Source organism: Lysinibacillus odysseyi 34hs-1 = NBRC 100172, from assembly GCF_001591965.1.
Classification (GTDB): Bacteria; Bacillota; Bacilli; order Bacillales_A; family Planococcaceae; genus Lysinibacillus_B; species Lysinibacillus_B odysseyi.
This window is the reverse complement of the sequence record NZ_BCVX01000003.1, coordinates 339,056-365,218: the sequence shown is the minus strand read 5'-3', so window position 1 is coordinate 365,218 and position 26,163 is coordinate 339,056. Positions and strand designations below refer to the sequence as shown.

Annotated in this window: 32 protein-coding genes; 18 read left to right on the top strand and 14 right to left on the bottom strand. The window is 42.3% G+C overall.

The features are described 5' to 3' along the window. Nucleotides 1–105: 105 nt before the first annotated feature. Nucleotides 106–666 (bottom strand): VrrA/YqfQ family protein, encoded by a 561-nt coding sequence (vrrA, locus tag BOD01S_RS06930; RefSeq protein ID WP_052124971.1) that lies wholly within the window; start codon nt 664–666, stop codon nt 106–108. 122 nt (nt 667–788) lie between these two features. On the opposite strand from vrrA, the gene BOD01S_RS06925 reads away from it, so the two are divergent. The 3 genes from BOD01S_RS06925 to dacB all read left to right on the top strand — a co-directional run bounded on the left by BOD01S_RS06925 (nt 789) and on the right by dacB (nt 4,722). Beyond that, nucleotides 789–2,090: a DEAD/DEAH box helicase gene (locus BOD01S_RS06925; protein ID WP_036157882.1), complete on the top strand. Its 1,302-nt coding sequence runs from the start codon at nt 789–791 to the stop codon at nt 2,088–2,090. 58 nt (nt 2,091–2,148) lie between these two features. Continuing rightward, the gene (locus BOD01S_RS06920; protein ID WP_036157885.1) at nt 2,149–3,066 is read left to right on the top strand and encodes a deoxyribonuclease IV; all 918 of its coding nucleotides are present in this window, start codon (nt 2,149–2,151) and stop codon (nt 3,064–3,066) included. A 216-nt stretch (nt 3,067–3,282) separates the two neighbouring features. Further along, nucleotides 3,283–4,722 carry a D-alanyl-D-alanine carboxypeptidase/D-alanyl-D-alanine endopeptidase gene (gene dacB, locus BOD01S_RS06915; protein ID WP_036157888.1) on the top strand — a complete coding sequence of 480 codons (1,440 nt, stop codon included), beginning with the start codon at nt 3,283–3,285 and terminating at the stop codon, nt 4,720–4,722. Between the two features lie 263 nt (nt 4,723–4,985). Here the strand turns inward: dacB and BOD01S_RS06910 are convergent, their stop codons facing one another. Beyond that, on the bottom strand, nt 4,986–5,222 hold the full coding sequence (locus BOD01S_RS06910) for a hypothetical protein (protein WP_036157891.1): 237 nt from the start codon (nt 5,220–5,222) through the stop codon (nt 4,986–4,988). Nucleotides 5,223–5,325: 103 nt separating this feature from the next. Between BOD01S_RS06910 and BOD01S_RS06905 the strand changes: the two genes are divergently transcribed. The 9 genes from BOD01S_RS06905 (at nt 5,326) to BOD01S_RS06865 (ending at nt 10,887) form a co-directional block, all read left to right on the top strand. Beyond that, on the top strand, nt 5,326–6,072 hold the full coding sequence (locus BOD01S_RS06905; protein ID WP_036157894.1) for a metal ABC transporter ATP-binding protein: 747 nt from the start codon (nt 5,326–5,328) through the stop codon (nt 6,070–6,072). An 11-nt stretch (nt 6,073–6,083) separates the two neighbouring features. After that, nucleotides 6,084–6,935, top strand: a complete 852-nt coding sequence (locus tag BOD01S_RS06900; RefSeq protein WP_036157898.1) for a metal ABC transporter permease — start codon at nt 6,084–6,086, stop codon at nt 6,933–6,935. Between the two features lie 3 nt (nt 6,936–6,938). After that, nucleotides 6,939–7,349: a Fur family transcriptional regulator gene (locus BOD01S_RS06895; RefSeq protein WP_036157901.1), complete on the top strand. Its 411-nt coding sequence runs from the start codon at nt 6,939–6,941 to the stop codon at nt 7,347–7,349. 97 nt (nt 7,350–7,446) lie between these two features. After that, nucleotides 7,447–7,668 (top strand): hypothetical protein, encoded by a 222-nt coding sequence (locus tag BOD01S_RS06890; RefSeq protein ID WP_036157905.1) that lies wholly within the window; start codon nt 7,447–7,449, stop codon nt 7,666–7,668. A gap of 233 nt (nt 7,669–7,901) precedes the next feature. Further along, entirely contained in the window at nt 7,902–8,432 is a 531-nt protein-coding gene (locus BOD01S_RS06885; protein ID WP_036157908.1) for a bifunctional adenosylcobinamide kinase/adenosylcobinamide-phosphate guanylyltransferase, read from the top strand. Next, nucleotides 8,429–9,196 (top strand): adenosylcobinamide-GDP ribazoletransferase, encoded by a 768-nt coding sequence (gene cobS / locus BOD01S_RS06880; RefSeq protein WP_036157911.1) that lies wholly within the window; start codon nt 8,429–8,431, stop codon nt 9,194–9,196. The genes BOD01S_RS06885 and cobS overlap by 4 nt, the downstream gene beginning before the upstream one ends. Beyond that, nucleotides 9,169–9,750: a histidine phosphatase family protein gene (locus BOD01S_RS06875; RefSeq protein ID WP_052124972.1), complete on the top strand. Its 582-nt coding sequence runs from the start codon at nt 9,169–9,171 to the stop codon at nt 9,748–9,750. The genes cobS and BOD01S_RS06875 overlap by 28 nt, the downstream gene beginning before the upstream one ends. Beyond that, nucleotides 9,690–10,094, top strand: a complete 405-nt coding sequence (locus tag BOD01S_RS06870) for a bifunctional adenosylcobinamide kinase/adenosylcobinamide-phosphate guanylyltransferase (RefSeq protein ID WP_036157918.1) — start codon at nt 9,690–9,692, stop codon at nt 10,092–10,094. Before BOD01S_RS06875 ends, BOD01S_RS06870 begins: the two co-directional genes overlap by 61 nt. 88 nt (nt 10,095–10,182) lie before the next feature. Then, entirely contained in the window at nt 10,183–10,887 is a 705-nt protein-coding gene (locus tag BOD01S_RS06865) for an O-linked GlcNAc transferase (protein ID WP_036157922.1), read from the top strand. Between the two features lie 367 nt (nt 10,888–11,254). On the opposite strand, the gene BOD01S_RS06860 is transcribed toward BOD01S_RS06865, so the two are convergent. Next, nucleotides 11,255–11,581 carry an AzlD domain-containing protein gene (locus BOD01S_RS06860; RefSeq protein WP_036157924.1) on the bottom strand — a complete coding sequence of 109 codons (327 nt, stop codon included), beginning with the start codon at nt 11,579–11,581 and terminating at the stop codon, nt 11,255–11,257. Next, on the bottom strand, nt 11,578–12,285 hold the full coding sequence (locus tag BOD01S_RS06855) for an AzlC family ABC transporter permease (protein WP_036157926.1): 708 nt from the start codon (nt 12,283–12,285) through the stop codon (nt 11,578–11,580). Before BOD01S_RS06855 ends, BOD01S_RS06860 begins: the two co-directional genes overlap by 4 nt. A 117-nt stretch (nt 12,286–12,402) precedes the next feature. Here BOD01S_RS06855 and BOD01S_RS06850 point away from each other — a divergent pair, with 117 nt between their 5' ends. Further along, a complete protein-coding gene (locus BOD01S_RS06850; RefSeq protein ID WP_244887288.1) occupies nt 12,403–13,035 on the top strand; it encodes a DNA helicase in 633 nt (210 codons plus the stop codon). Between the two features lie 12 nt (nt 13,036–13,047). Next, a complete protein-coding gene (locus BOD01S_RS06845) occupies nt 13,048–13,695 on the top strand; it encodes an alpha/beta hydrolase (RefSeq protein WP_036157930.1) in 648 nt (215 codons plus the stop codon). A gap of 153 nt (nt 13,696–13,848) precedes the next feature. On the opposite strand, the gene BOD01S_RS06840 is transcribed toward BOD01S_RS06845, so the two are convergent. From BOD01S_RS06840 to BOD01S_RS06830, 3 genes are all read right to left on the bottom strand, one after another. Then, the gene (locus BOD01S_RS06840; protein WP_169745638.1) at nt 13,849–15,960 is read right to left on the bottom strand and encodes a putative bifunctional diguanylate cyclase/phosphodiesterase; all 2,112 of its coding nucleotides are present in this window, start codon (nt 15,958–15,960) and stop codon (nt 13,849–13,851) included. Nucleotides 15,961–16,205: 245 nt separating this feature from the next. Then, complete coding sequence (locus BOD01S_RS06835) at nt 16,206–16,412, bottom strand: CsbD family protein (RefSeq protein WP_036157936.1); 207 nt, start codon at nt 16,410–16,412, stop codon at nt 16,206–16,208. 142 nt (nt 16,413–16,554) lie between these two features. Then, complete coding sequence (locus tag BOD01S_RS06830) at nt 16,555–17,055, bottom strand: hypothetical protein (RefSeq protein WP_036157939.1); 501 nt, start codon at nt 17,053–17,055, stop codon at nt 16,555–16,557. Between the two features lie 201 nt (nt 17,056–17,256). Here BOD01S_RS06830 and BOD01S_RS23815 point away from each other — a divergent pair, with 201 nt between their 5' ends. After that, nucleotides 17,257–17,385, top strand: coding sequence for a hypothetical protein (locus BOD01S_RS23815; RefSeq protein WP_269845626.1), 129 nt, complete (start codon nt 17,257–17,259; stop codon nt 17,383–17,385). Nucleotides 17,386–17,473: 88 nt separating this feature from the next. Here BOD01S_RS23815 and BOD01S_RS06825 read toward each other — a convergent pair whose 3' ends face one another. The 4 genes from BOD01S_RS06825 to BOD01S_RS06810 form a co-directional block, all read right to left on the bottom strand. Beyond that, complete coding sequence (locus tag BOD01S_RS06825; RefSeq protein ID WP_233153039.1) at nt 17,474–18,052, bottom strand: 5' nucleotidase, NT5C type; 579 nt, start codon at nt 18,050–18,052, stop codon at nt 17,474–17,476. A gap of 19 nt (nt 18,053–18,071) precedes the next feature. Continuing rightward, nucleotides 18,072–19,187, bottom strand: coding sequence for a flavodoxin-dependent (E)-4-hydroxy-3-methylbut-2-enyl-diphosphate synthase (gene ispG / locus BOD01S_RS06820; protein WP_036157945.1), 1,116 nt, complete (start codon nt 19,185–19,187; stop codon nt 18,072–18,074). Nucleotides 19,188–19,285: 98 nt separating this feature from the next. Continuing rightward, nucleotides 19,286–19,609: a hypothetical protein gene (locus tag BOD01S_RS06815; RefSeq protein WP_036157948.1), complete on the bottom strand. Its 324-nt coding sequence runs from the start codon at nt 19,607–19,609 to the stop codon at nt 19,286–19,288. A 49-nt stretch (nt 19,610–19,658) separates the two neighbouring features. Continuing rightward, nucleotides 19,659–20,165 (bottom strand): DUF1189 family protein, encoded by a 507-nt coding sequence (locus BOD01S_RS06810; RefSeq protein WP_036157950.1) that lies wholly within the window; start codon nt 20,163–20,165, stop codon nt 19,659–19,661. Nucleotides 20,166–20,278: 113 nt separating this feature from the next. On the opposite strand from BOD01S_RS06810, the gene BOD01S_RS06805 reads away from it, so the two are divergent. Together BOD01S_RS06805 and BOD01S_RS06800 are read left to right on the top strand one after the other, a co-directional pair. Next, the gene (locus BOD01S_RS06805) at nt 20,279–20,758 is read left to right on the top strand and encodes a DUF456 domain-containing protein (protein ID WP_036157952.1); all 480 of its coding nucleotides are present in this window, start codon (nt 20,279–20,281) and stop codon (nt 20,756–20,758) included. 121 nt (nt 20,759–20,879) lie between these two features. Next, nucleotides 20,880–21,485: a superoxide dismutase gene (locus BOD01S_RS06800; protein WP_036157957.1), complete on the top strand. Its 606-nt coding sequence runs from the start codon at nt 20,880–20,882 to the stop codon at nt 21,483–21,485. 221 nt (nt 21,486–21,706) lie between these two features. On the opposite strand, the gene BOD01S_RS06795 is transcribed toward BOD01S_RS06800, so the two are convergent. The 3 genes from BOD01S_RS06795 to crcB (BOD01S_RS06785) all read right to left on the bottom strand — a co-directional run bounded on the left by BOD01S_RS06795 (nt 21,707) and on the right by crcB (BOD01S_RS06785) (nt 23,745). Then, nucleotides 21,707–22,825, bottom strand: a complete 1,119-nt coding sequence (locus BOD01S_RS06795) for an S-layer homology domain-containing protein (RefSeq protein ID WP_036157961.1) — start codon at nt 22,823–22,825, stop codon at nt 21,707–21,709. Between the two features lie 222 nt (nt 22,826–23,047). Continuing rightward, the gene (gene crcB / locus BOD01S_RS06790; RefSeq protein ID WP_036157964.1) at nt 23,048–23,383 is read right to left on the bottom strand and encodes a fluoride efflux transporter CrcB; all 336 of its coding nucleotides are present in this window, start codon (nt 23,381–23,383) and stop codon (nt 23,048–23,050) included. Further along, a complete protein-coding gene (gene crcB, locus BOD01S_RS06785) occupies nt 23,380–23,745 on the bottom strand; it encodes a fluoride efflux transporter CrcB (protein ID WP_036157967.1) in 366 nt (121 codons plus the stop codon). Before crcB (BOD01S_RS06785) ends, crcB (BOD01S_RS06790) begins: the two co-directional genes overlap by 4 nt. A 198-nt stretch (nt 23,746–23,943) precedes the next feature. Between crcB (BOD01S_RS06785) and BOD01S_RS06780 the strand changes: the two genes are divergently transcribed. Continuing rightward, a complete protein-coding gene (locus BOD01S_RS06780; RefSeq protein ID WP_036157972.1) occupies nt 23,944–26,160 on the top strand; it encodes a peptidoglycan D,D-transpeptidase FtsI family protein in 2,217 nt (738 codons plus the stop codon). Nucleotides 26,161–26,163: the final 3 nt, after the last annotated feature.

The following is a 26,163-nucleotide window of genomic DNA, read 5'->3' as shown; positions in this document are numbered from 1 at the left end:
CTCTTCCATTATAACGGAGCGTATTCATTAATACAAAGAAACTATTTATAAGCTAATTAGTCGGCTAAATTAATAAAAAAGGAGGTCTCGAAAGGAGGCCTCCTTTTATGGTTGGTAGATTTTTGGTAGAGAGGGCTTTGGTGTCGTATCTACAGATGGCCTATTGGAGCGGGAAGCAGATTTCCCGGTTGAGGCAACTGCTGCACCTGAACTCGTTGCTTTGGTCGTTGGAGTTGCATCAGGCATGCTTTGGAAACCTTTGTATAGCTTGAAGAGGGCAGGTAGATTTTTTAGCATCGGCATTGCTTGTTGAACATATGGAGCATACGTTTGGGCAGTTTGCATAAACTGACCTGTAGATTGTAAAAACTGTTCGATTCGGGATGGTGAAGCTGCTGCTCCAACTGCTCCGAGCGCTCCAGCGGCTCCGGCGGCCCCGGCTGCGTTCGGGATATTGCCCATATTCGGCATATTCCCCATGTTCGGAACATTACCCATATTCGGCATACTCCCTATGTTCGGGGCATTGCCCATATTTGGCATCTGCTGCATTTGAGGCATTTGAGGCATCTGTTGTGGCATTTGGGACATATTCGGAATGTTATTTGGCATAGCAGAAGGACCCATCGGCATTCGGTATGGATTGTTTCGATAAAACGGATACATGCTTTTCTCCTTTCGTTCGCATTAATAATTGACGCAATGCTTGATTAAAGCTATCATATGCAAATGGTCTACTAAATGTCCGTTTCATGTTACAATAGGAAAGATGTAAGAGGAGTGAGTAAATGTCAAAATACACAGATTATCAATTTAAGCCATTTTTGCAGGACGCCATTGCAGAACTGGGTTTTAAAGAACCGACACCAATTCAAAAAGAAATGATCCCGCTTGTATTAAAAGGGAAAAGTGCCATTGGACAAGCGCATACAGGTACTGGAAAAACACATAGCTTTTTATTACCGATTGTTGAACGTATCGCAGAGGAAAGACAGGAGGTGCAGGCAGTCATTACATCTCCTACGCGCGAGCTAGCGCAGCAGATTTTTGATGCACTTCAGCAGCTGATTGAAAAAACAAATATCCAGGCAAAGCTGTTTATAGGTGGAACAGATAAGCAGCGTTCCATTGATAAATTAAAAACACAGCCCCATATTGTAGTAGGGACGCCTGGACGGATTAAAGACTTGGTGAAAGAAGGGGCTCTTCTTGTGCATACTGCCCCTATTTTAGTAGTAGACGAAGCCGACCTAGCATTTGATATGGGCTTCATCGAAGACATTGATGGCTTTGCTTCCCATATGCCGGAGAAGTTGGAGATGTTTGTTTTCTCCGCAACTATTCCTGAGAAGCTCCAGCCTTTCCTAAAGAAGTATATGGACTCTCCTGTTCATATTCAAATGAATGATAAACGCCCAGTAGCAGAAAATATTGAGTTTGTGCTTGTTCCTGTGCGTTCAAAGTCTCGTAATGCACGTTTGATGGACGTTATTAAAGGAATTAATCCGTTTTTAGCAGTCATTTTCTGTAATACACGCAAAACAGCGGAGCATGTCGCTGGGTATCTGGCAGAACAAGGTGTGCGTGCAGGCCAGATTCACGGAGATTTAAGCCCACGTGACCGTAAAAAAATGATGAAGCAAATCCGTGACTTAGAGTTCCAGTATATCGTAGCAACAGACCTTGCAGCCCGTGGAATTGATATTCAAGGGATTTCCCATGTCATTAACTATGAAATTCCGGAAGATCTCGAATTCTTCATTCACCGAGTTGGCCGGACAGCGCGTGCAGGTAATAAAGGCACAGCCATTACACTTTATCAGCCGGAGGACGAAGACGCGCTGGCACGAATTGAAAAAATGGGTATCCCATTTGTACAGAAAGATGTAAAAAATGGGGAATGGACGGATTTAAAAGACCGTCATCAACGTAAAAACCGTGTGAAACATGAAAATGAAATTGATTTAAAGGCCAAGGCTTTAGTTCGAAAACCAAAGAAAGTAAAGCCAGGTTATAAACGTGCGATGAAATGGGAAATGGATAAAATCAAAAAACGTGAACGCCGTATAAAAAACCGCGGGAAAAAATAAATAGAATGACAATAGAAAAGCCGACTCCCGGCTTTTCTATTTTTAGGAGGAGTACTGAATGCTGATAGGTTCACACGTATCGATGAGTGGTAAGAAAATGCTGCTTGGGGCAAGTGAAGAGGCTCTTTCTTACGGGGCGAATACCTTTATGATTTATACAGGCGCCCCGCAGAATACGCGCCGTAAAGCCATCGCTGAATTAAATATTATGAATGGTTTGATTCATATGAAGGAAAATGGCTTGTCAAATATCGTTGTCCATGCCCCTTATATCATCAATCTCGGGAATACAACGAAGCCGGAAACATTTGAGCTTGGCGTTACCTTCCTGCAGGAAGAAATTAAGCGTACAGCAGCTCTTGAAGCATCCCAAATTGTCCTGCATCCAGGCGCCCATGTAGGTGCGGGAGCAGATGCTGGGATTGCGAAAATTATAGAAGGGCTGAATGAAGTACTGACAGATGAACAGCCTGTACAGATTGCTCTGGAGACAATGGCAGGGAAAGGATCGGAAATCGGCCGTACATTTGATGAACTGGCCCGGATTATAGATGGAGTCACACACAATGAACGTTTGTCTATATGCTTTGACACATGCCATGTTCATGACGGCGGTTACAATATTGTGGAGGACTTCGACGGGGTACTGAATGAGTTCGACAAAATCATTGGCCTAGACCGTCTGAAGGTGCTTCATATTAATGATTCGAAAAATGTCCGCGGTGCTGCCAAGGACCGTCATGAAAATATCGGCTTTGGTGAAATCGGGTTTGAAGCATTGTCATACGTTGTGCACCATCCACAGTTAATTCATATCCCGAAAATATTGGAAACACCTTTTGTCGGTCCGGATGCTAAAAACAAGAAGGCACCATATACAGCAGAAATTGCCATGCTGCGCGATAGCATATTCCGTCCAGAAGAAATTGAATCGCTTCGTGGAGAAAAGGAAGAGCTGATCAATCTTAATACATGATTTCTTATTCATAAGACCGAAAGTGCCGTCAGCAGGCATTTTCGGTCTTTTTCTGCTTTAGGATTGGAGGATGAAAAATCTTTCGTTACTATAAAATTCATTCGAATGGTTAGGATAAGGTTAGGGGAGAAATAATTTTGGCGAAAGATGATGAAATATGGATTTTTTTGAAAAAACACCATAGCAAAATGGTATAGTAAGAAGGGGAGGGACGAGATGAAAAAGAATATTTTTGCTGCAATAGTAGCGTTTATTATGATTTTTGCCTCAGTATGGGTGCCATCACAGGCAGAAGCCTCTATGAATTTGAGTGGTACTGTGAGTAAAAGCCTAGGCAGTTCAGGAGTGGGAGTTTCTGTACGTGACGGGGAAACAGGGCAGATTCTATATGAGTATTACGGCAATACAGCAAAGAAACCGGCGTCAAATATGAAGCTGCTGACTGGAGCAGCTGCAATATCTCTATTGGGAGAGAATTACCGGTATGAAACCTCATTATACATAGATGGCTATATAGCGAACGGCGTATTAAATGGCAATGTCTATTTAAAAGGAAGTGGAGATCCGACGCTTCAATATAACCAGCTCCAAACTTTTGCCACAGCATTGAAAAATTATGGCATTTACAAGGTAAACGGTAATCTATATGGGGACGATCATATATTTACTGGTGAACAACTAACACCGGGGATAGCGGCAGAGGATGAAAGCGACTATTTTGCTGCCCGGACAACAGGGCTTGTCCTGTCACCGAATGATGATTTTGATGCGGGCACAATTATTGTACAGGTAAGCGGCGGAACAGCAGGCAAAAAGCCTGCTGTACAGGCATTGCCGAATACAATGGGGATGACGCTTTCCAATTATGCAACGACAGGCAGTAAAGGAACGCGCAATACACTGACGATTAAAAGGAAATATGGAACAAGCCAAGTCATCATTACAGGGAGTATTCCGGCCGGCAGTACGGTAAAGGAATGGGTGACCGTCAACAATCCTACTGTCAATACGATGTATGCAATGCAGCAGGCAATGAAAGATAGGGGGATTGCCTTTACGAATACACCGGCAATTGGTCGGGGTACTGTTCCTCAAGGGGCTACGCGTGTCTATACATCGAAGTCCCGCACGTTAAAAGAAATGTTTCCCGCTTTTATGAAATTAAGCAATAATAGTATGGCCGATATTTTTGTAAAGACGCTAGGTGCGGAAGCATATGGGAAAGGCGATACACAGACGGGCGTAAAGGTTCTTCAGGAGTATGGGGAATCGATCGGCCTGGATATGGGCAACTGGTCTTTTGAAGACGGTTCTGGTATGTCACATAAAAACCGTATATCACCAAACGGCTTTACGGCACTTCTCTATAACGCGAGAGGGATGCAGGCGTATGACACATATTACAGCTCTCTGCCAGTTGGAGGAGCCAATAACAGGCTGGTAGGCGGCTCTTTACGCACACGCTTTACGTCCGCAGCTTATCAGTACCGGGTTGCCGCAAAAACAGGACATATTACAGGTGTGTACACATTATCGGGTTATGTGAAGGCAAATTCAGGAAAGAACTATATTTTCTCGATTATGACGGAAAACAAACAAACAGCTGTCATTACAGGCATTGATGCTGTAGTAGCTTATATTATTAATCATTATTAACAGGAAAGCGAGCTGGCTGATGCTATCAACCGGCTCGTTTTTTGTATGGAAAATGACACAAATCTGCTGAAAAAATCCCGATTTCTTTTCAACCAGAAAGTCATAATATCCTCGAATAGAGGGATAATGCTTGCCGTTAAAGGCAGAAATAATAAAGTGTATAGTTTCTCGTAAATAAAGGCTGAACTACATGTTTACAGTAGTTCAGCCTAAAATGACCATATTCAGCCTGTTGCACAACCTACATTATAAAGAGTCCTCTTTTACTGTATTTGCTTTAGGAATTGCTGGACCCTTTCAGCACCGACTATGCTTTCGGCTTTTTTAATGACGGATTCAGGAATACCTGTAAACAGCCAGCTCGCCTGGGCATTTTGGAAAACCTCACGTAATTTCTTAATTTCACTTTTTCTTAATTCTACACCGTTATCTTTTAAAAACTGCTGGACCTCACGTGTTGGTCCTTCCATCAAAAAACGGAACAATTCAAGTTTTTTCACTGTCTCATCCTTTCAAGCGTAAAACCTTTACAAAGAGCAGAAATTCACTTATACTAACAAATTGTAAATCGTAATGATTTTGAATTGGAAAGAAGAGAAATCGATGACAAAAACAATTATTGAACTAAAAAATGTATCCTTCCAGTATGACTATACACAGGTGCTGAAAAATATTTCGTTTCGTGTAGAGGAAGGGGATTTCCTAGCTCTGCTTGGTCCTAATGGATCAGGAAAATCCACCCTGCTAAAGCTGATCCTTGGCCTGCTGAAACCGATGAGCGGTGAAATTGAACTGTTTGGCAAACCGGCCGGCTCTTTTAAAAACCGGGAGATGATCGGGTACGTGTCTCAAAAGTCCAATGCCTTTAACTCAGGGTTTCCGGCAACGGTTCAGGAAGTAGTAAAATCCGGCCTTACAAAAAAGGCAGGTCTTTTTAATCGACTGCCGAAAGATGCCAATGAGCGCATCTTACGTGCATTAACGGCAGTTGGAATGGAACAGTTTACCAAACGAAATATCGGCCAGTTATCAGGCGGTCAGCAGCAGCGCGTATTTATCGCCCGCGCGTTAGTTGCTGAACCGAAGCTGCTGATTCTGGATGAACCGACTGTTGGGATTGATCATGAAAATGTGCAGGCATTTTATGATATGCTGGCCAGGTTGAACGAGGAACAAAATATTTCGATGATTCTCGTTACACATGATGTGGATACTGTTTCAAACCGTATCAGTCATGTGGCATGCCTTAATCAGACGATCCACTTCCACGGCTACAAAAATGATTTTGACGCAATTAGTCAGGACGAGCTTGATGCTTGGTACGGACATGCGGTGCGAAAGATACACTAAGGAGCACGTATATGATTGAAGCATTAATGAATTATGAATTTTTACAGAACGCTGTTTTCTCGGGGATGATTATTGGCATTATAGCCCCATTATTAGGTGTATTTATTGTTGTACGGCGCCTCTCGCTGATTGCGGATGCTTTGTCTCATGTGACATTGGCAGGGATTGCGGGGAGTCTTTATTTAAGCCAAAGCTTTTCCGCTCTGGCATTATTGAACCCTATCTACCTGGGGATTGCTGCATCGGTTGGCGGCTCCATGCTGATTGAACGCCTGCGCCGCTTGTATAAGCATTATGAAGAATTGGCCATTCCGATTATTATGTCGGGCGGGCTGGGAATCAGCGCCATCTTCATTTCACTGGCAAGTGGTTTTAATACAGATTTGATGAGCTATTTATTTGGGTCCGTTTCTGCCGTTTCAAGACAGGATTTTACTGTTGTTGCTATCATCGCTGTCATTGTATGTATTTTTTTATTGATCTTTTTTAAAGAATTGTTCGTTCTGTCATTTGATGAGGAATATGCCAAAGCGAGTGGTTTGCCTGCCAAATGGATTCATCTGCTGTTTATGGTTGTTGTAGCGCTTGTTATTGCAGCAAGTATGCGGATTGTTGGTATTCTTCTTGTATCAAGCATGATGACACTACCTGTTGCGGCGGCGATGCGGCTGGCAAGAGGCTTTAAGGAGGCGATTTTTTATTCCATCGTTTTCGGCGAGCTGTCAGTCGTAATTGGGCTGGTGAGCGCCTTTTATTTGAATTTAGCACCAGGTGGAACAATCGTCGTTACATCGATTGCAATTTTACTAATTGTCATTTTAGCGAAAAGGATATTCGTTCAATTTTCTGCAAAAGAGGTGTAGATCGTGAATATTACAAGAGCTTGGGAAATTTTAAAGGATAATGGCTATAAAAAAACAGATAAGCGGGAGCTCATTCTTAATTTATTTTCGGAAACAACAAAGTATTTGACGGCACGCGACCTGCTGACCGTCCTCAAACCGCAGTTTCCCGGGATGAGCTTTGACACCATTTATCGCAATTTGGCAACATTTGTAGAGCTCGGTATATTGGAAGAAACAGAGCTGAATGGTGAGCGGAACTTCCGTATGCATTGCGAATCCGACCATCATCATCATCATTTTATTTGCCGGGAATGCGGTAATGTGAAAGAGCTATCTTTATGTCCGATGGATTTACTCGGGGGAAAACTGCCTGGATATTTTGTAGAAGCACATAAATTTGAAATCTATGGAAAATGTCCGGATTGCCAGTGAAATCTACTATGCTTCGGATTATTTTCTAATAAAGTTGCCAAAACTCCTAACTGTTATGCTAAAATGAGTATGCATAAATATTAGGAGGGGTAGTAAAATGGCAAAGCAAGCTAAAGAAGGTCATATTACAGAGGGACGCTTAGAAGAGGGTTTACGAATCCGCAATGAGCTATTCATCGAATTAATTGCACAAGTATTACACGAGCAATTAGTAATCGAGCGCCCAATTCTTCATGAACGCATGGCAAACCTTGTAGACTTAAGCAATTATGACGATGAGTTGAAAGATACTTTATATGCATTAATCAACAAGCTATAAGATGCTACATAGGAAAGAGACTTCGAAACCGGAGTCTCTTTTTTTATCGATCTGAAAAGGATAAAATATAGTTATACAGCTTGTAGTAATAGATAATTCTGTACAATTAATTATATGTCCCTTTTTGTATTGATAAAAAAGACAACTATTTATGATTTTTATTTGAAGATAATAATTGCAAAGCTGTAATATGCTACATTCAATGAATGGACTGATGGAAGGGGGAGATATATGTGGAGGGAAAGTGTATTTTTATCACTGGAGGCGTACGCAGCGGAAAAAGCGCTTTCGCCGAGGGGTATATTAAGCGGTATAAAAAGCATTGCCAGGCTGTTTATATTGCTTCAGGTGTAGCATTTGATGAAGAAATGGAAAAAAGAATTATGCGGCATCAATCTGACCGCAAGCGGGATTCATGGTTGACGATGGAAGTGCCGAACCGCTTTCCGACAGTCTTTCATCAATTACATAACGGGCATATTCTGCTGTGGGACTGCCTTACTACATGGTTAACAAATATATTGGTAGAAGGCATGCCGGCAGAAGAAATGCTTGAACAATTGCAAGGACAGCTAACTGAGTGGCGGAGAAAGGGGATAACGGTTATTCTCGTATCCAATGAGGTTCTTGATGCAGGTATTTCGGAATATGAATTCACAAAAAATTATCAGCAGCTTTTAGGAAACCTGAATCAGTGGCTTGTCCGCTTTTGCGATGAAGCTTATGAAATGAACTACGGAATTGTAAAGAGGTGGAAAGGTTGAAGCATATCTTGACAGGAATAGTACTCGCCCTGCAATTTTTTAGCGCTCTGCCAATAAGAAAGGCATTTGAGATGAATGCCAGATCGGCAACAGTGATGTACGGTGCTATACCGTTGATTGGACTGGGGATAGGCGCTCTCCAGGCAATTTTTCTAACAGTAAACGATACATATTTTACGTTATCGCCATTATTTACCGCTATTCTACTAGTAGTCCTTCATTTTGTAGCAACAGGAGGACTCCATATGGACGGTGTAATCGATACGGGAGATGCTTATTTTTCCTACCGGGACCAGAAGAAGCGGCTGGAAATCCTTGATGATCCACGGATTGGTGCATTTGGGGCTATGACGCTCGTACTGTTTGTCCTATTAAAAGTCGGCGTTTTATATGAGCTGTTGCTTCGCGGACTTCCGCTTTTATATGTGATTCTCGTTCCATTTATCGCAAGACAGGCTGTCATTTTAGTATTTATTACGACAAAGCCATCAAAAGAAACGGGAATTGCCAGCTATTTCAAAAAGACGGTAAATGAGCGGACGCTTTTATGGATTGTGATTTCTTATTTTATCGGCATTTTAGCAATAGTGATGATACTGCAGAACTGGCTTCTGCTCGTTCTTTATGGAGCATTGTTGGCTTTCACAGGACTATACCGGTCATGGGTGAAGCGAAATTTCGGAGGGGTTTCCGGTGATTTACTCGGAGCGATCTTTGAATGGGGGGAATTGATTTTATGGTTCGTACTACTGTGCATCTTATAAGGCATGAGCAAACATTGGCAAATAGAGAAAGGCGCTATATCGGCTGGACGGATCAGCCGATTATTCAACGGGTAGAGGCTATCATTCCTATTGAGCCGGCTATTGTAATTGGAAGCGATCTTGTGCGCTGTGAGCAGACAGCTTCCTGTTATTTTCCTCATGTTCCCTTTGTAGCAGATGAGCGATTCCGTGAACTGCACTTCGGCGATTATGAGATGAAAACATATACAGATTTGCAGCATATCGCCGAGTACCGGTCATGGATTAATGACCCTTTCCATACGACACCGCCTCGCGGAGAGAGCTTTGCCCATTTTCAATCCCGTGTATTGACTGCCTTCCACGAAATGGCGGCGATATATTCAGAGCCTGTATTTGTTGTTCACGGAGGCGTTATTAAGTTGATTTTGGCCGACTGTTTCAAAAAGGGTTTTCATGAAGTACATGCCGCTCATCGAAAACTATATACAGTGAGCTGGGAGGAGGGAAATACATGCATGTCATTATCGGAGGAGCCTATAACGGTAAGCGGCAATACGTTGTTGAACAGCTAGGAAATTGCCGATACACAATTTATGAAGGAGAGCTTCCAGCAAAATCATTTTCGAAGGAGGAATATGTCATTATTTCAAACTTTGAAAAAATTGTATTATCCTATAAGAATTATGATGAGCTGGAGATAGCGGAAAAGATTCTGGAGCAGCTGAAGGAGCTGCAGCAACAGACGAATGTCATCTGTATTTGCCGGGATATCGGACGAGGTATTGTACCGATTGAAAAAGAGCAGCGCTTCATCCGTGATGCCTGCGGAAGGGTGTATCAGCGTTTGTTTAACGAGGCAGACACTGTGACACGTATATGGTACGGGCTACCGGAAGTAATAAAGAAAGAGATGTAGAGCTTTCTGTAATATAAGTACGGGCGCTATCGGGAGAAAGAAGCATGGTATACTTACACATTATGTACTACACAAAGGAGTTTCTCATATGCATGAAATGGAACAGTATTTTTATAACGGCCAAGTCCATCGCAGCCTAGAAGCGGCCAGACAGGTAAAAGAGGATACGCCGGAAGCCGAAACGGCCAAGCAGTTGATCACATTATATGAGCGGTTTGGTGTACCTGCTATTCCTTGCTATACAAAGAAGGAAAAACAAAGTATGGAGCGGGCGGATGAAACCTACCAGGAAATGGATGAGGTATTTGCTATACGGGCGATCAAGGGTGAGGGAGATTTCTCGGCACGTATAAAGGAATTAGAACAGACAGCTAAAGAGGGCGCTGAAGAAGAAAAAGCAATGTCCTTCTTTACACAGGGCCATCTATTTTTATTTGCCCATCATTATGACGAAAGTGTACACTGCTTCATTCAGGCGGTGAACAATGAACCAAATAAAGCACTGTACTACGGCATGGCAGCCCAGACAATGAATCGCTTCAGCTATCCGCCGTTTGAGGTGCTCGGTTATTTGGAGCGTGCCATTGAACTGGACCCGGAAAATGCTAGATGGCATTGGAATAAATCCATCGTGTTAACAACATTGTTTAAAGATTTGCAGCAGGAAATGTTCTTGGAGAATGCATTGATTGCTTTGGAGGAAGCGCGGGACTGTTTAAGGGAAGAGCAGACATCTTTAAAATCTGCAATTGATAATACATTCGAGACGATGCGGGACTATGTATTTCAATAACCCGGTGTTAGGAAGAATTAGCCCGGAAAATTAACAAGCGTGAAAAAAGAAGTAGCACCATGTGAGGGGCTACTTCTTTTTTACGGGAAACTGGTAAATGTGAAGTTTCCTTTGAGCGACCTTCCAAAAGTTCCTTCAGCAGCTGTTTAGGCTATTCCGATCTGACAGCACGGTTTCCTATTAGGAGCATCAAGAAGGCAACAAGGCCGAAACTATTAAGGGTATAAATAGAAATAGAAATAGAAATAGAACCTGCATTCATTAATGAGCAAAATAACAATTCATTCACTGTATTTTTTTCTCAAGGATGTCTTTTCTTTTTTGCAGCGTAGGACGAAAAGGAACCCAATGCTTTGGTGAAAAGCGTTCATTCAAAGAATAGCCGTAGAAGAGCCATAGAGGCAACGCCCACGATTACTGTTTTCGAAAGGCTTTTTGTCCATACGGCAACTAAAAGCGTTGGAATGGCAGCAAAAAAATGATAGCCATCAATAACAACAAGCTTTCCTTTTTCCTCGAACATGCCTTCAAAAACTAGGGCACTCAATATACAAATTGGTATGTATTTCAACCAGCGCAATACAACATCAGGCAGCTCAACACTTTTTACAAACAAAAACGGAAGTATCCGCGGCAGCCAGGTTACGAGCGCACACCCTGCGAGGAGCAATAGCATATTGACGGTTGTCGTCATTCTGTCATCACCCCGATCGTAGCAACAATTAATGTCGCAATTAAGACTGCTAAATGTCCCGGCATGAAGTAAAGCAGACAGTAAAGTGTTAGCCCCATTATACCGATCAGCTTCAGATAGCGCATGATTTGATGACGGGGACTACTCGCCAGACTCAAAATAAGAAGTGCAATAAACATCGCGGCAAGAGCATAATCAAGTCCCCAGCTTTCTGCATCAGGCATCCATTTCCCAATAAGTCCGCCGACTGTACAGGCTATCACCCATGTTGAATAAGCGGTAATGTTCAAGCCGTCCATCCAGTTGCCGCCAAGGCGGTTTTCCTGTGCAATTTTCGTGACGGCCACACCGAATGTTTCATCAGTCAATAGTGTACCAAAGCCGATGTTACGAAGCGAGGAGTATTTAGTGAAATAAGGGGCCACAGTCAGAGCCATGAGAAGGTGGCGCAGGTTAACGATGAATGTTGTTAAAATAATGACGGTTACAGGGGCACCGGCCATATACAGACCGCAGAAGATGAACTGGGCAGAGCCTGCATATACAAGCAGAGATAATAAAAAAATTTCTAGTATAGATAAATTTGAGGTAGTTGCCACGACACCAAATGCCAGCCCGATGCTGACATAGCCAAGCAAAGTAGGAAGGCAATCTTTTATCCCTTGGCGAAACGTATTTGGAGTGGCTATGTATTGCGTCTCCATGTCACAAATCCTTTCCGACAATAATGTATGTGAACGATTTTACAATATATTCTTAAAATTCACAACAGGAAAAGAGCTTTCCTAAAGCAAAAGAGGGCTAGAAAAAATCATTAACAAGTGCCTAAATTGAAAATGAATGGTACGATAAGAGATGCAAATGCAACCGTAATAAAGGAAGTGAACGTAGTGGAAAATACAGCACAGCAGCAAGTAAATCGTTATATTGAAATCTTATTTGCCCGATTAACTGCTAAGGCAGATGTGAAACAGTTTGAACAGATTATTAAAAACAATGTCCAGGCAAAAAAATCGTCCGCAAAAGATGAAGTGGATTATTTTGACCGATTAATGTTGAATATTACTTATTTTGTGGAAAATAAGGCAGTGTGGAACAAAATGATGCAGGAGACTTACGGACGAGGACAAGTACCCAAGATTTCTTATATAGAAAGCGAGACTATGGCGCAGCAAATGCGTATCCGCCAAGCAATAGGAGAAAAGATGAATGACTATACAAAGCTTTTCCATAGTCAGTATAAGGCTCTTCAGGTAACCGAAGAGGATGTCGTATATGACTATGCTTACGCTTCTGTCGAGCATTCTCTGCGCTATGATTTCCTAACATATGTAACGATTCAAAAAGATGTACAGGAACTGCTTGCGGGGGAATTTGAAGAAACATTACGAGTTATTGATGGCTATGTAGCCTATCATGCTGATCAAGCTGTCAACCAGATGGCATTGTTATAGGAGGAAAAATATATGCAATCACCATACACATTTATTCATAAGGCGCCGGCAGTCAGCGCGGAAAAGCAACCCGCTATCTTCCTGCTGCATGGCTTAGGCAGCAATGAACAGGATCTGCTGCAGCTTGTAAAGGCATTCGAGGGGCACTGTCACATATTTAGTCTTCAAGGCCCTATAGAGCACAGACCGGGCTATGCGTTTTATACATTTGAGGAGGAAGGCTTTCCGACACGTGAAGTGTTTGATAAAGTGATTCAGTTCACGCAAGCGCTTATCTTTGAAGCTATTTCAGAATTTGACCTTGATATGGAAAAAATTTATGTGGTAGGCTTCAACCAGGGAGCGGTTGTTGCGCAAACATTAGCGCTTGTTATGGGCAGTGCCATCCGTGGTACGGTTGCGTTGTCCGGCTATATTCCGGAATTCGTAGCTGTCGAATACAATAAGCTTCCAATGGATAAATCAAGAATTTTTATTTCACATGGTGAATATGATTTTGATTTCCCGTTTAAATGGGGAGAGGGAAGTGCAGCGTTCTTTAAGGATTCTGGAGCTGATGTAACCTTCAAAGCCTATCCGGATGGACATGGGGTAAATGAGGAAAACCTGAAAGATCTTATCGCCTTTATTGCTTCGGATATCCCGGTCAATGTAAATTAACTTACAGCACACAAGAGTGGTCTGAGAAGCTTAGAGCAGTAGTTTGATACTTGTTTATTAACCTTTTAGTGGAATGAGTAAGTATCAAGTGACCTAAAAATAGAAGAAAGCTCCTTTCCTATAATAAGCGAAAGGGGCTTTTTTATCGTGCTTTTAGTGAATTAATTTGGCGGCATCTTCTAAAACGAGCGGCTTATGGAAGTAATAGCCCTGACCGGTATGACAGCCCATCTGTTTTAGACTTTCGAATTGCTCAGGCGTTTCGATTCCTTCAGCGACAGCATTCATCTGCAGGTTCGATGCCAGTTGCACAATTGTATGGACGACCGCATGCATACCGGGATTATCCATTGCATTGATAAAACTGCGGTCGATTTTGATTTCCCGGAAAGGAAGCTGCTGCAAATAGCTGAGTGATGAGAAGCCGACGCCAAAATCGTCAATTGAACACTCAATGCCATGCTGGCGCAGCTCTGAAAGGATATCCTTTGCTTTAGAAAAGTCAACGAGCTCCATACTTTCGGTCACTTCTAATTTAACCAGATAGGGAGGCACCTTATAACGTTTGATCAGGCTGACAATCTGCTGAACGAAGCGCTCATCGTAAAAGTGGACAGGAGATATATTAATAGCGATTGGTACTGTTTTTTCATTGCTGTCCAGTCTTGTCCGCTGCCATCTTAATACTTGCCTCATGACAAGCTCATCCACCTTTTTGATTTTTCCGGTTTGCTCTGCAAGCGGAATAAACGTAGCAGGGGAGACAGGTCCGAGTATATGGCTGTTCCAGCGGCAAAGTGCCTCGAAACCTTCTATTTCAAGTGTCTTAATATTGATTTTCGGCTGTAGTACTATGTAGAATTCTTTATTTTGCAGGCCGTATGTTAGCTGATTTAGCACATCCATTTCCAACTGCAGCTTCATATCGTTCTGTTCTTCAAAAAATGCTACATTTGTTCCGGAAACTTGGCGGGCTTTCGAAAGAGCCATATCTGCCTGACGGATAGCCTCGTCCAATTGACTGTCCGGGCAAAAATGGGTCATGCCGATTTTAAATGTAATATAGAACTCCTTCCCATGAATACCAAAAGGCTCCTTTGTCATTTGCCGGATTCTAGCCTCGTATTGTTCGGGTTGCCCAAAGGCTCTATTACTGGCAAAAATGATACAGGAATTTGAAAACTTAGCTATGAATTCTTTGCCTTCCCGAGAGGGCTGTTCCTGGAGCCGATCTACCATCTGACGAAGAATTTCATCCCCAGCACTGCGGCCATATACATCGACAATACTCGAATATTCCCCAGGCTGAATAATAATAATGAGGCCCTTTTCTCCTTGTTGCAGCCACGTTTCCATTTCAGTATGAAAATAGTGAAGGTTCGGCAGCTGTGTCTCTGAGTCAAAATAGGCGAGCTGACGCAGCTGCTGTGTTTGAGCGATATATTTAATCGACAATGAAATAAGCGGAACAAGCCGGTTTAAAAACTCTATTTCAATGGAATTAATATTTGGCTCTTTATTAAAATACATCGTAATCGAACCTATAATTTCATTTGCTGTACCGCAAATCGGCTTGCTCAAGCAATGCTTAATATCGATCTTCAATGGAGTGTGTGCCATTTCATTCGCAGCAGCCAGCTCCTTTTTCGTGAACTGCTTAACAAAAATAGAGTTTCTATCCTCGGTTTTCATAGAATGCAATTCAATGCCATAGAGGATATTGGCCATCTCTAATGGAAGTGAACCGCTTGCTTCTGCGGCCATAGAGCTGCCGTCTTTCATTAAGTGGATCGAACAATAAATATTGCGGGTATAATACGTTTCAATCTGTGTTGTAATTAGTTGCAAAATATGTGAAAGAGAGTCGCCTTTTTCAATTTCCAAGTACACCTCATGCTCAAGCTTAGAAAGCATTTTGAATAGCTTTTCATATGTTACATTTTTGCTATGGACCATAATATATTGAGCAACCCCCTCCTGATCGCAAATGGGGTGGGCAACCAGCTCATGCCAAAAGGGACTGTCGTCTTTTTGGTAGTGAATTAAGGATGTTTCGTATGGTAATGCATGTTTTGTATGATAATCCAGCTCCGCTAAAAGATCTGCTGCAGTTTTGATGCCGGCAAAACAGGATAGATTTTTACCGATCAGCTCGGTTCTATCAAATCCTGTCAAGGCGGAAAACGGCTCATTGTAGTAGACGAAAGGACATTCTATGTGACGGGCATCTAAAATGGCAATACCTGTACTGTATTGTTTCGCCATACTACAAAGAGAACTAAACAGCTCTTCTCTCGATAGGGGCATAGTATTATGGATAGACATTCAGTGTCCCCCTACAATAATAGTAAAAACATTGTCGAATAACGTGGTAAATGTAAGCAACTATTTACATATTATACCTCTTTATATGCAGGTGAAAAGAGGGATATTCAAAAAAAATAGAATAAAATATAAGAAAAACAGGAAAGATTAATGTATCTTTCCTGCATTCCTTGTCATTTTATAGATTATTTGTCTCTATGATGAAGGTCATTGTCCCCATGGAACAGATGGTCCTTCATATCGGCGACTTCTTCCTGGGCTTCACCTTTTAAACGATCTAAACGGCCTTCTGCACGCAGTTCTGGATCGTTCGCCACTTTTCCGAGACTCTCTTTTGCCTCACCTTTTAGTTTATTACCTGCACTTTTCATCTTATCTGATAAATTTGCCATGTAAAAAACCTCCTTAAAGTTTCGGTCTTAAAACTCTTCCCGTTACAGGAGGAATTAAACATGTGGCTATTACACTTGAACATTTATCATGATGCTGCGTTATATATGTAAAGTACTTTTTATCAGCTAGAAGCAACGTCACCTACTTTGCTGTGTAATAGTCATATAAATAGTGTAGAATTTCCGGGCCGTTTTCATCCAGCAATGTATCTCCATCATAGAGCAGCGTCACATGCGTAGCATCTTCTAGGATAATATGGTTGTCGACTCCTAATACTATTGTTACCTCTCCGTCATTGGCCAGACTGCTCTTATTACTTTTTCCAATACCGTAAGAGGCAAATAGGTCGGGCTGCCAAGTGCCTGTTATTTTTAATGAAGTTTTGTCCTCTTCCTGTTCATAATGCCACTGGACGTCACGTAAAATGGTTTTAAATAAGTCGTTTACCGTAAAAATTTGGCCATTGTATGAAATCTCTATTGCCCGGACGGAATGGACATCCTGTGAAATGGCAGTGGCTGCTTTGTCTGCCGCGTCATTAATGCCGGATGCCGCCTGCTTGATCTCGCTTAACGTATCGGAGCATCCTACTAAAAAAAGTGAAAGTATACTAGCTGAGCATAAAATAAAAAATTTCCGCATTGCAGCTCCTCCAACTCTACATAAATATTCCACCTCCATCTTACTAAATCTTCTTCTGATAAAAAGGGTAACTTCCAATGTTTGTGTGACTATTTTTTTACATCTTTCTAAAAAGTGATGATTAACTTCCGGCCGTAACACTTATCGGATCATGAGCAAATACAGCTGAACTTTGCAGACAATATAGGGGAGGGGAGACTATTGCGCATCGATGATGAGATGCTGGACAAATTAGGAACATATTTTGTTTATCATAATGTGTACGAAAAGTATGGCATTACCTTTGAAAGCTTTGTTGAGCGGTGGAGGAAAGGGATTTTAGTCATTTGAAGAATGCCCTTATTTTATATAAGGACAAGCTTCTTTATAAGAGAACATAAAAAAGAGTGTAGAAAGCAGGCTTTCTACACTCTTTTTGTCAGAATTTTTTTTGGATCCAATCATTTGCTTCCAGCCAGCTGTTAACACGGATGACATTTGAAGGAACGGCCAATTGATTATATGGAGTATTGAACAAAATAACTGGGATGTTCAATTCCTCAGCAATCATAACGGCATTATCATGCTTATCTTCAAAAAAAGCATCCACCTCATGCAGACGGGCAGCAGCAATTTTATCATGGCTGCCAATCAGTTCAATATGATCATATGGTATACACTGTTCCTGAAACCACTTGGCTGTAATATCAAAAACATTTTCCCCGCGCGCCGAAATGTAATAGAGCTCGTATCGGCTTTTCCAGGCACTTAAAATATTCTTGGCGTCTGCTGCCAATTCGCTCACAGCATACATGGAAGGTTCATTTTCCTTGAACCATGCATTAAATTGCGCCCTGTCAACAGGATGGGGAAATGCGCTTAAAAAATCATACTCCACTACATCGTCCAGCGTAATGTTGACATTATACTGCTTATTAATATGAGGGATAAGGGTCGCAGGACATGTGACTGTTCCGTCGATGTCGATGCCAAAGCGTGGTTTTAATTTTGTAGCCACTGACGTAACCCCCTCCTTGTTATGCATTTACATTCGCTTGCGCTTCTGCTTCGCGTTTTTCCGCCATTTCAGCCGCCAGCTTATCGATTTCTTTTTTCAGTTCTTCTACCATCGTTTCCTCTGGTACTTTACGGACTGTTTTTCCTTTCATAAACAGAAGGCCTTCACCGCGTGCGCCGGCAATGCCGATGTCCGCTTCGCGTGCTTCACCAGGACCGTTTACCGCACAGCCCAGAACAGCTACTTTCAATGGTACATTCAATTTTGAGATGTACTCTTCCACTTCATTTGCGATGGAAATTAAATCGATTTCGATACGTCCGCAAGTAGGGCAGGAAATCAATGTAGCCATATTAGATGCAAGACCAAAAGATTTTAATAGTTCACGCGCCACTTTTATTTCTTCTACAGGATCAGCAGAAAGGGAAATACGCAGCGTGTTCCCGATTCCTTTTGAAAGGATAGCGCCTAGACCTGCAGCAGATTTCACAGTGCCGGCAAATAATGTACCGGATTCTGTAATACCTAAGTGAAGAGGGTAGTCAAAAGCTTTTGCCGCTTTTTCATATGCCTCAATTGCCAAGTTAACATCCGAAGCCTTCATCGACACAATAATGTCATGGAAGTCAAGATCTTCTAAAATTTTGATATGGTGAAGCGCTGATTCTACCATACCGTCAGCAGTCGGGTAACCGTATTTTTCTAGAATGTGGCGTTCTAAAGAGCCGGCATTTACGCCGATACGAATTGGAATGCCTTTCGCTTTCGCAGCATTTACAACCGCTTCCACCTTTTCACGGCGTCCGATATTACCCGGGTTAATACGAACTTTATCGATACCGTTTTCAATAGCTTTTAGAGCTAAACGGTAATCAAAGTGAATATCCGCTACGAGCGGAATGTTAATTTGTTTTTTTATTTCAGCAATCGCATCAGCAGCACGCTCATCAGGTACAGCGACGCGAACGATTTGGCATCCAGCTTCTTCTAAACGTTTAATTTCTGCTACAGTGGCTTCTACATCATGTGTTTTTGTAGTACACATACTTTGAATAACGACTTCGTTATTGCCACCGATCGTTAAGTTACCGACACGTACAGGACGTGTTTTTGTACGGTGAACGATTTCACTCATTTCATTTCTCTCCTTTTCAGGCCCTCAATATGTAGACCGTCACTGTACCCTATTTTATCAGTGTCCGAAAGCAAATGACAAGAAAGAAGACCAGATTATTATTTTTCACAACGATTTATTTGTTTTACCGGGATTAATACTTCCTCACCGGGAATAAGACGCTGATTTTGAAGATGCGGATTATACGTAAAAAATAATGCAAGTCTTTCTGATTGAGGGATGGCTGCTGCAGAAGGCGTAGCTGCAAATAGGCTGTATATTGTATCATGTTCCCTGATTTTGACACGGACGGTCTCATACTCCATAATTTCCGTACAAGGCTCCTCATAAAAATTCGTCAGAGGAATCGTTCCTTCCTGTAAATCTATTTTAATAACAGCAGCAATCAAAAAGATTAGTATTGTCCAGCCTAATAAGCGCAAAAAAATCCCCCCTTGCACAACACTATATGTGCGAGTGAGAGATTCATGCTTATTTCTTTGGCTGTTTTGGGTATTTTATTAATGCAATAACAATAAAGCCTATTGTGATAAAGATTCCTATCATGGTTGCCCATAGATCCGAGAATCGGAAAAAGGAAAATAGGATAGATAATAGAGTAGCCCATGTAACGGCAAAAGCTGCTGTCCGCCAAATATGGCGGTATTCTCCGCGGCGTTTCATAGCACCTGCCAGCACATAGCCCGCCAGTGCGTATAAACTAATACGCGCGAATATAAGCAGGGAAGTCATGATAAATAAAAACACAAAAGCAAATGGGTACAACAGCCACTGAATATCGTCCAAATAGTCGGCTATACCATCGATATTAAAAATGTCTTCAGAAAAGCCAGTCGTAAATTGTCCGAATGAAAATACAGTTACAACTGTAATAAGCAGGAAGACGTACTGAATGACCTTTCCAATCGGCATTATCCGGTAGGCCGCCAGCTTTTTAGGGTTGAATAAGCTATCAATAAATAACTGTGAATGTTTCATATCGTTTCTCCTCCAACCGAAAGTTTACCATGAAAAGGAGGGGAGGAAAATGGACATTGCTTGAAACCTTTTAGGAGATCAAAACGTAAATGGAGAGTTAGAAGGAGGTTATTATGGAGATTATTGCATGGACATTGATTGTTGTCCTTTTTATAGTTGCATTTATAGGATTAGTCTATCCTATTATTCCATCTGCTTTATTTATTTTAGGTGGATTTGTTGTCTATGGACTATTTTACAGCTTCAGCGATTTACCATGGTGGTTTTGGTTAATTGAAGTATTATTTGTTGCGCTGCTGTTCGGCGCGGATACTATTTCCAATCTTGTCGGCGTGAAAAGATTCGGCGGATCGAAGGCAGGAATATGGGGGAGCACTATCGGCCTCTTGATCGGCCCGTTCGTCATTCCGTTTGCTGGTATTCTCGTCGGCCCGTTTCTAGGGGCGGTAGCCGCCGAGCTGCTTGTGACAAAAACAACATGGCAGCAGGCGCTAAAGGCCGGGGTCGGCTCGCTTGTCGGTTTTTTAACGTCTATTGTGACGAAAGGAATTCTGCAGGCGCTCATGATTATACTTTTCTTTTTCGCGATTTAACCGGTTATTTTCCGCCAAAAGGCTGATTTGCCATATTCGGGGCTTTTTTAGTTGAATGCCCCAAAAATTTTTGATACTTTAGATATGGCATCATATTTATTTATCTCAAGGAGGAATTGTCATGGCTTACAAATTACCAGAATTAACTTATGCATACGATGCATTAGAACCACATATCGATGCACGTACAATGGAAATCCACCATTCAAAACACCACAACACGTATGTAACAAACTTGAACGCAGCAGTAGAAGGTACAGAATTCGCTGATAAAGATATCAACGAACTAATTGCTAACCTGGATGCACTTCCAGCAGACAAACAAACTGCAGTACGCAACAACGGTGGCGGTCACGCTAACCACACATTATTCTGGGAAGTAATCGCTCCAGGCGGTTCTAAAGAGCCTGTAGGGGAAGTGAAAGCTGCAATCGAAGCTAAATTCGGTTCATTCGATGCTTTCAAAGAAGAATTTGCAAAAGCTGCTACAACTCGCTTCGGTTCAGGTTGGGCTTGGTTAATCGTAGATGGTGATTCAGTTGCCATCACATCAACTCCAAACCAAGACTCTCCAGTAATGGAAGGGAAAACACCTATCCTTGGGTTAGACGTTTGGGAGCACGCTTACTACTTAAACTACCAAAACCGTCGTCCGGACTACATTGGAGCATTCTGGAATGTAGTAAACTGGGACGCAGTAGAGAAAAAGTTCCAAGAAGCTAAATAATAGCGAAATCTTTTTAGCATCTCATCTTTTACGGACAAAACTGCCGTACAGCAGAAATGCAAAGTAGTAAAAGCCCGCCTTGCGCGGGCTTTTATTATTTTTGTGAAAAAGAGAAGTACTGGATTTTCTCCATGCCCTTTTATAAAAAGAGAAAAACCAAGGGCCATTCGGATGATCCGATACAACCCATGGTTTTTCATGTAGGCATAGAACCATGTTTTTTAGATTGGATAGAGATCAAGTGTTGTTTCGAAATTCTCCACTGTCACGACTGCGGAGAAGGAGGCACTTGCTCCGCTCCCTGCTAATGTAACGATGTAATGACCAGGTGTATAAATGGCTAGTTCGAGACCATTTGCTGCACGGCCGATATAATAGCTGCCGGCAGGAGTTGTTTTCCCGTCTACTCCTTGTACTGTGACAGTTGTTGGAACAAAGCCGAGCTGTAAATCCCCAAATGTATAAAAATTAACATTATGAGTAAGTTCTTCAATCGGGTTTGTTTCTGTCATACTAATTTGCAGCACCCCATTAGTATTCTGGACCATTACTTTATATAGTGTATATTGCATTTGCTGCGTTGCCGAAAGCGAAGAGGGGCCAGCTATGAGCAGACGCGTGGAACCGGCTTTCTTAGCTAATAAATGAATTTCTCTTCCGGAGGAAACAACTTTGAGAACATCATTCTCTATCCCCCAATCTGTAATGGATGCCATCCCTATATTTTTCGAAGCTACCAATGTCCCTTTTTTTGGAGAGCTTTCTGCACGTGTGATAAACACTGCCAGTTGTCCTCTAGTCACATAGCCTCCAGGCGAAAAGGTAGCTGCTGTTGTCCCGGTTGTGATGGCATAGCTGTATAGCGCATTTACATGCCCAAATGTTTCAGAGTCTTCTGCGATGTCAGAGAACGGCAATGTGTGGAATACACCGGAAATACGAAAGGCATTTGTTAAGATTTTAGCCATTTGCGCACGAGTAATCGGGTTATTTGGCTTAAACGACCCATCAGCATAGCCATTCAGTATTTTTCGTTCGGCTAGTGCGGCAATCGCCCCGTAATGCTCATATGATTCATGTACATCTGAAAAATGGGCAGAAGCATTCTTTGTATCAAGTTTTAAGACACCGGCTAAAATCTTTGCTGCCTGTGCTCGTGTGACAACTTGGTTTGGACGATAAGTCCCGTCTGTATAACCGCTGATAACACCGCGGTCGACAAGATTAGTAACAGCTTTTCCTACCTCTGTGCCGGAAGGGACATCGCTGAATGTATCAGCTGCTACAGCTGGAAGTGGCGAGCTTACGATGAGAAACAGTGCTAGCAGCCATTTTTTCATAAAAATTCACTCCTTTTTAGGTCTTATCATAAGTTCGGGATGACAAACTCGTTTTTTACGAGTGGGTTGGAGTGGCGGCTGGGACTCTTCAGGGATGAGCACGTACGGAAAACCCAATGGTTTCGGGGGTTATTCCCAAAACCATTTAGCTGGAGCTGCGCCTCAGGGAAGCGTACACCTTAAGTGGAAATCACCCTCAGGGTACAGCTATGAACCTCCTTTTTACCATATAAAAGCTGCCATAAAGGCGGCGAAACCTAATACCAGGCTGCATGTAATATATAGACCGGCAGTAGAAAAGCGGCGTGCAAGCAGTAGCTGAAGTACTTCATAACTAAAGGTTGAAAAGGTCGTGAAAGCACCTAAAAAGCCAATGCCAATCAGCCTGTAGAAGGCAGTAGAAAGCTCGCTGTGAACGGCTAATCCAAGAAGAAAAGAGCCAAGAATGTTGACGGCAAGAGTGGAAACAGGAAAGCTGGTACTCCGCTGCGCGAGAATCTTTCCTATATAAAACCGGCTCATTGCACCGAAACATCCCCCTACCATAACAAAAATCATTGTCCACCTCCGTCTACCATTCTATAACCAGCATAGCTGCTTAATAAGCCACCGATGATGGATAGGCAGATATAGAGAAATGCCCATTTCAAAAATCCATTCTGAATGAGTGTAACCGTTTCGTAGCTGAAGGTAGAGAAGGTGGTAAAGGACCCAATTACCCCGGTTGTCAGTGCCAATTTTACATGAGGCTTTCCTTTTAAGATAGGCCCGCTTAAAAGAAGGCTTAACAAAAAGCAGCCCACGATATTGACAAGCAGGGTCGCGGCGGGAAATCCCGTATCATAGGAAATGAGGCTGCTCATATAAAAGCGAAGAAGGGCACCTACAGCTCCGCCTATTCCAACAGCGAAAAATTCCATTTTCTCCACCCCTTTTTGATGATATGTTTCTATTAAACAGGAAGAAGAAAAAAAATGAAACCTTTTACATGAAAATAGAGTCAAAGCTACGAAGAGTGATATAGCGCTGTACTTTTTTTAATGGGGTGATGGTGTTATACTAAAAGGCATGGGTTTTTAATAGTAAAAAGTAAATTCTTAAAGAAGGAAGGATATTAGATGCGAAAACCAATCCAAAACAAGCGCAATCAAAAACCGAAGGCGAAGCAGCGTGCAAGCCTGACATTCCGCATGAACGTCCTTTTCTTTTCCATATTCATGTTGTTTTCCGTGCTTGTTTTTCGACTCGGTTATTTGCAGATCGTAAAAGGGGAAGATTATGTACGGAAATTGGCGCTTACAGAGGAAGTAAGGGTGAATACGAGTGTTCCCCGCGGGCGTATTTACGACCGAAACGGTCGCATTTTAGTAGATAATGAGCCTGAAAACGCCATTACATATACGAAATTGCCGACAACGAAGACGGAAGATATGGTCAAGATTGCTAACAGCTTGGCTGCTCTAATTGATATGCCTACAGATCGGGTGACAGCTCGTGATAAAGAAGACTTCTGGATTTTGCTGCACGATAAGGAAGCAAAAGCCAAGGTAACAACAGAAGAAATGAATAAATTCCGTCAAGAGAACGAAGGAATTGAAGAAAAGGAAGTAAATAAGGAATACGATAAACGTATCCGGGAGCGCATTACAGAAGAAGAGCTAGCTTCATTAACAGAGCAGGACATGGAGGTACTGGCCATTTACCGCGAAATGACAAGCGGCTATAATCTTTCCCCGCAGATCATTAAAAGCGAGAATGTAACAGATCACGAATTCGCCCTCGTTTCAGAGCGGCTGTCCGAATTACCCGGTGTCAATACGACGACAGATTGGAAGCGTATCCGTCTAGCACCGGTAGCAGTACTCGGACGTACAACAACACCTAATAAAGGGATTCCAAAAAGTCAATTGGATCACTATCTGGCACGTGAATATTCCCGTAATGACCGGGTAGGGGAAAGTTATTTTGAAGCTCAGTATGAAGAGCTTCTGCAAGGTCAGAAATCAGTCGTTAAAAACATTACGAATAAAAAGGGCGAGGTAGTTGAAACGCTAACGACGTATGACGGGGAGCCTGGTAAAGACCTCGTGTCGACACTTGATATCGAGCTTCAGCAAAAAGCAGAGGAAATTGTAGAGAAATACTTGCTGCAGGCAAAAAGCGCTGGCAGTTCCTCGTTACTTGACCGGGCATTTTATGTAATGATGGATCCAAACACGGGAGAAATTCTAGCAATGGTCGGGAAGAAGATTGAATATGACGAAGAAACAGGGAAACGCTATCTTGCTGATTATTCATACGGGACATTTACGACAGCCTATGAAGCAGGATCTACTGTAAAGGCTGCAACAGTATTAACCGGATACAGTGAGGGCGCTATTACGCCAGGAACTGTACTGGTCGACCAGCCGATTACCGTAGCGGGTACACAGGCGAAGAGCTCTGTATTCAACCGTTCCGGTGCGATTCCTATGAATGATTTACGAGCACTCGAGCAGTCATCAAACTCCTATATGTTCCAAGTGGCAATGAAAATTGGGGGCCTAAATTATAAATATAATATAGGGCTTCGCTTGAAGGAAGGAACATTACAAACAATGCGTAATGGGTATGCCCAATTTGGCCTCGGTGTACAAACAGGGGTTGATTTACCAGGCGAGACAGCCGGTTTCCAAGGCTTTATGGATACACAGGCGAAAATTCTCGACTTGGCAATCGGGCAATTTGATACGTATACACCACTGCAACTGGCTCAATATATTTCTACTGTTGCTAACGGCGGTTACCGTATTCAGCCGCACTTGCTGAAAGAAATCCGCAATCCTTCTTCAGATGGCGAAACATTAGGGTCTCTAGTTGAGGAAATCCAGCCGAAAATTTTGAACCGTATCTCAAACTCAGAGCAGGAAATAGATCATGTAAAAGAAGGGCTTCGCCGAGTGTATATTGGTGCCCATGGTTCTGCAGCGAGATATTTCCGTAATACGCCATATACAGCTGCAGGTAAGACTGGTACAGCGGAAGTAAGATATTATAACCCTGAAAAAGGAATCAAAGGAATTGATGCATTGAATCTCGTCCATGTAGGCTTTGCTCCATATGAAAATCCAGAAGTGGCATATGCGGTAGTTCTTCCTTGGGCGACAACAAATTTCAATAGCTATCAATCATATAACAATATGATTGCACGTGATGTCCTTGATGCTTACTTTGAGCTGAAAAAAAATCGGACAGGTACGGAAATTTCTTCAAACACGGTTAATCAGAAAATTTTACCGGCCTTGTCGGAGGAAGTACTGAACGAGGATGAAGAAGAAAAAACAGTAAATGAATAATTA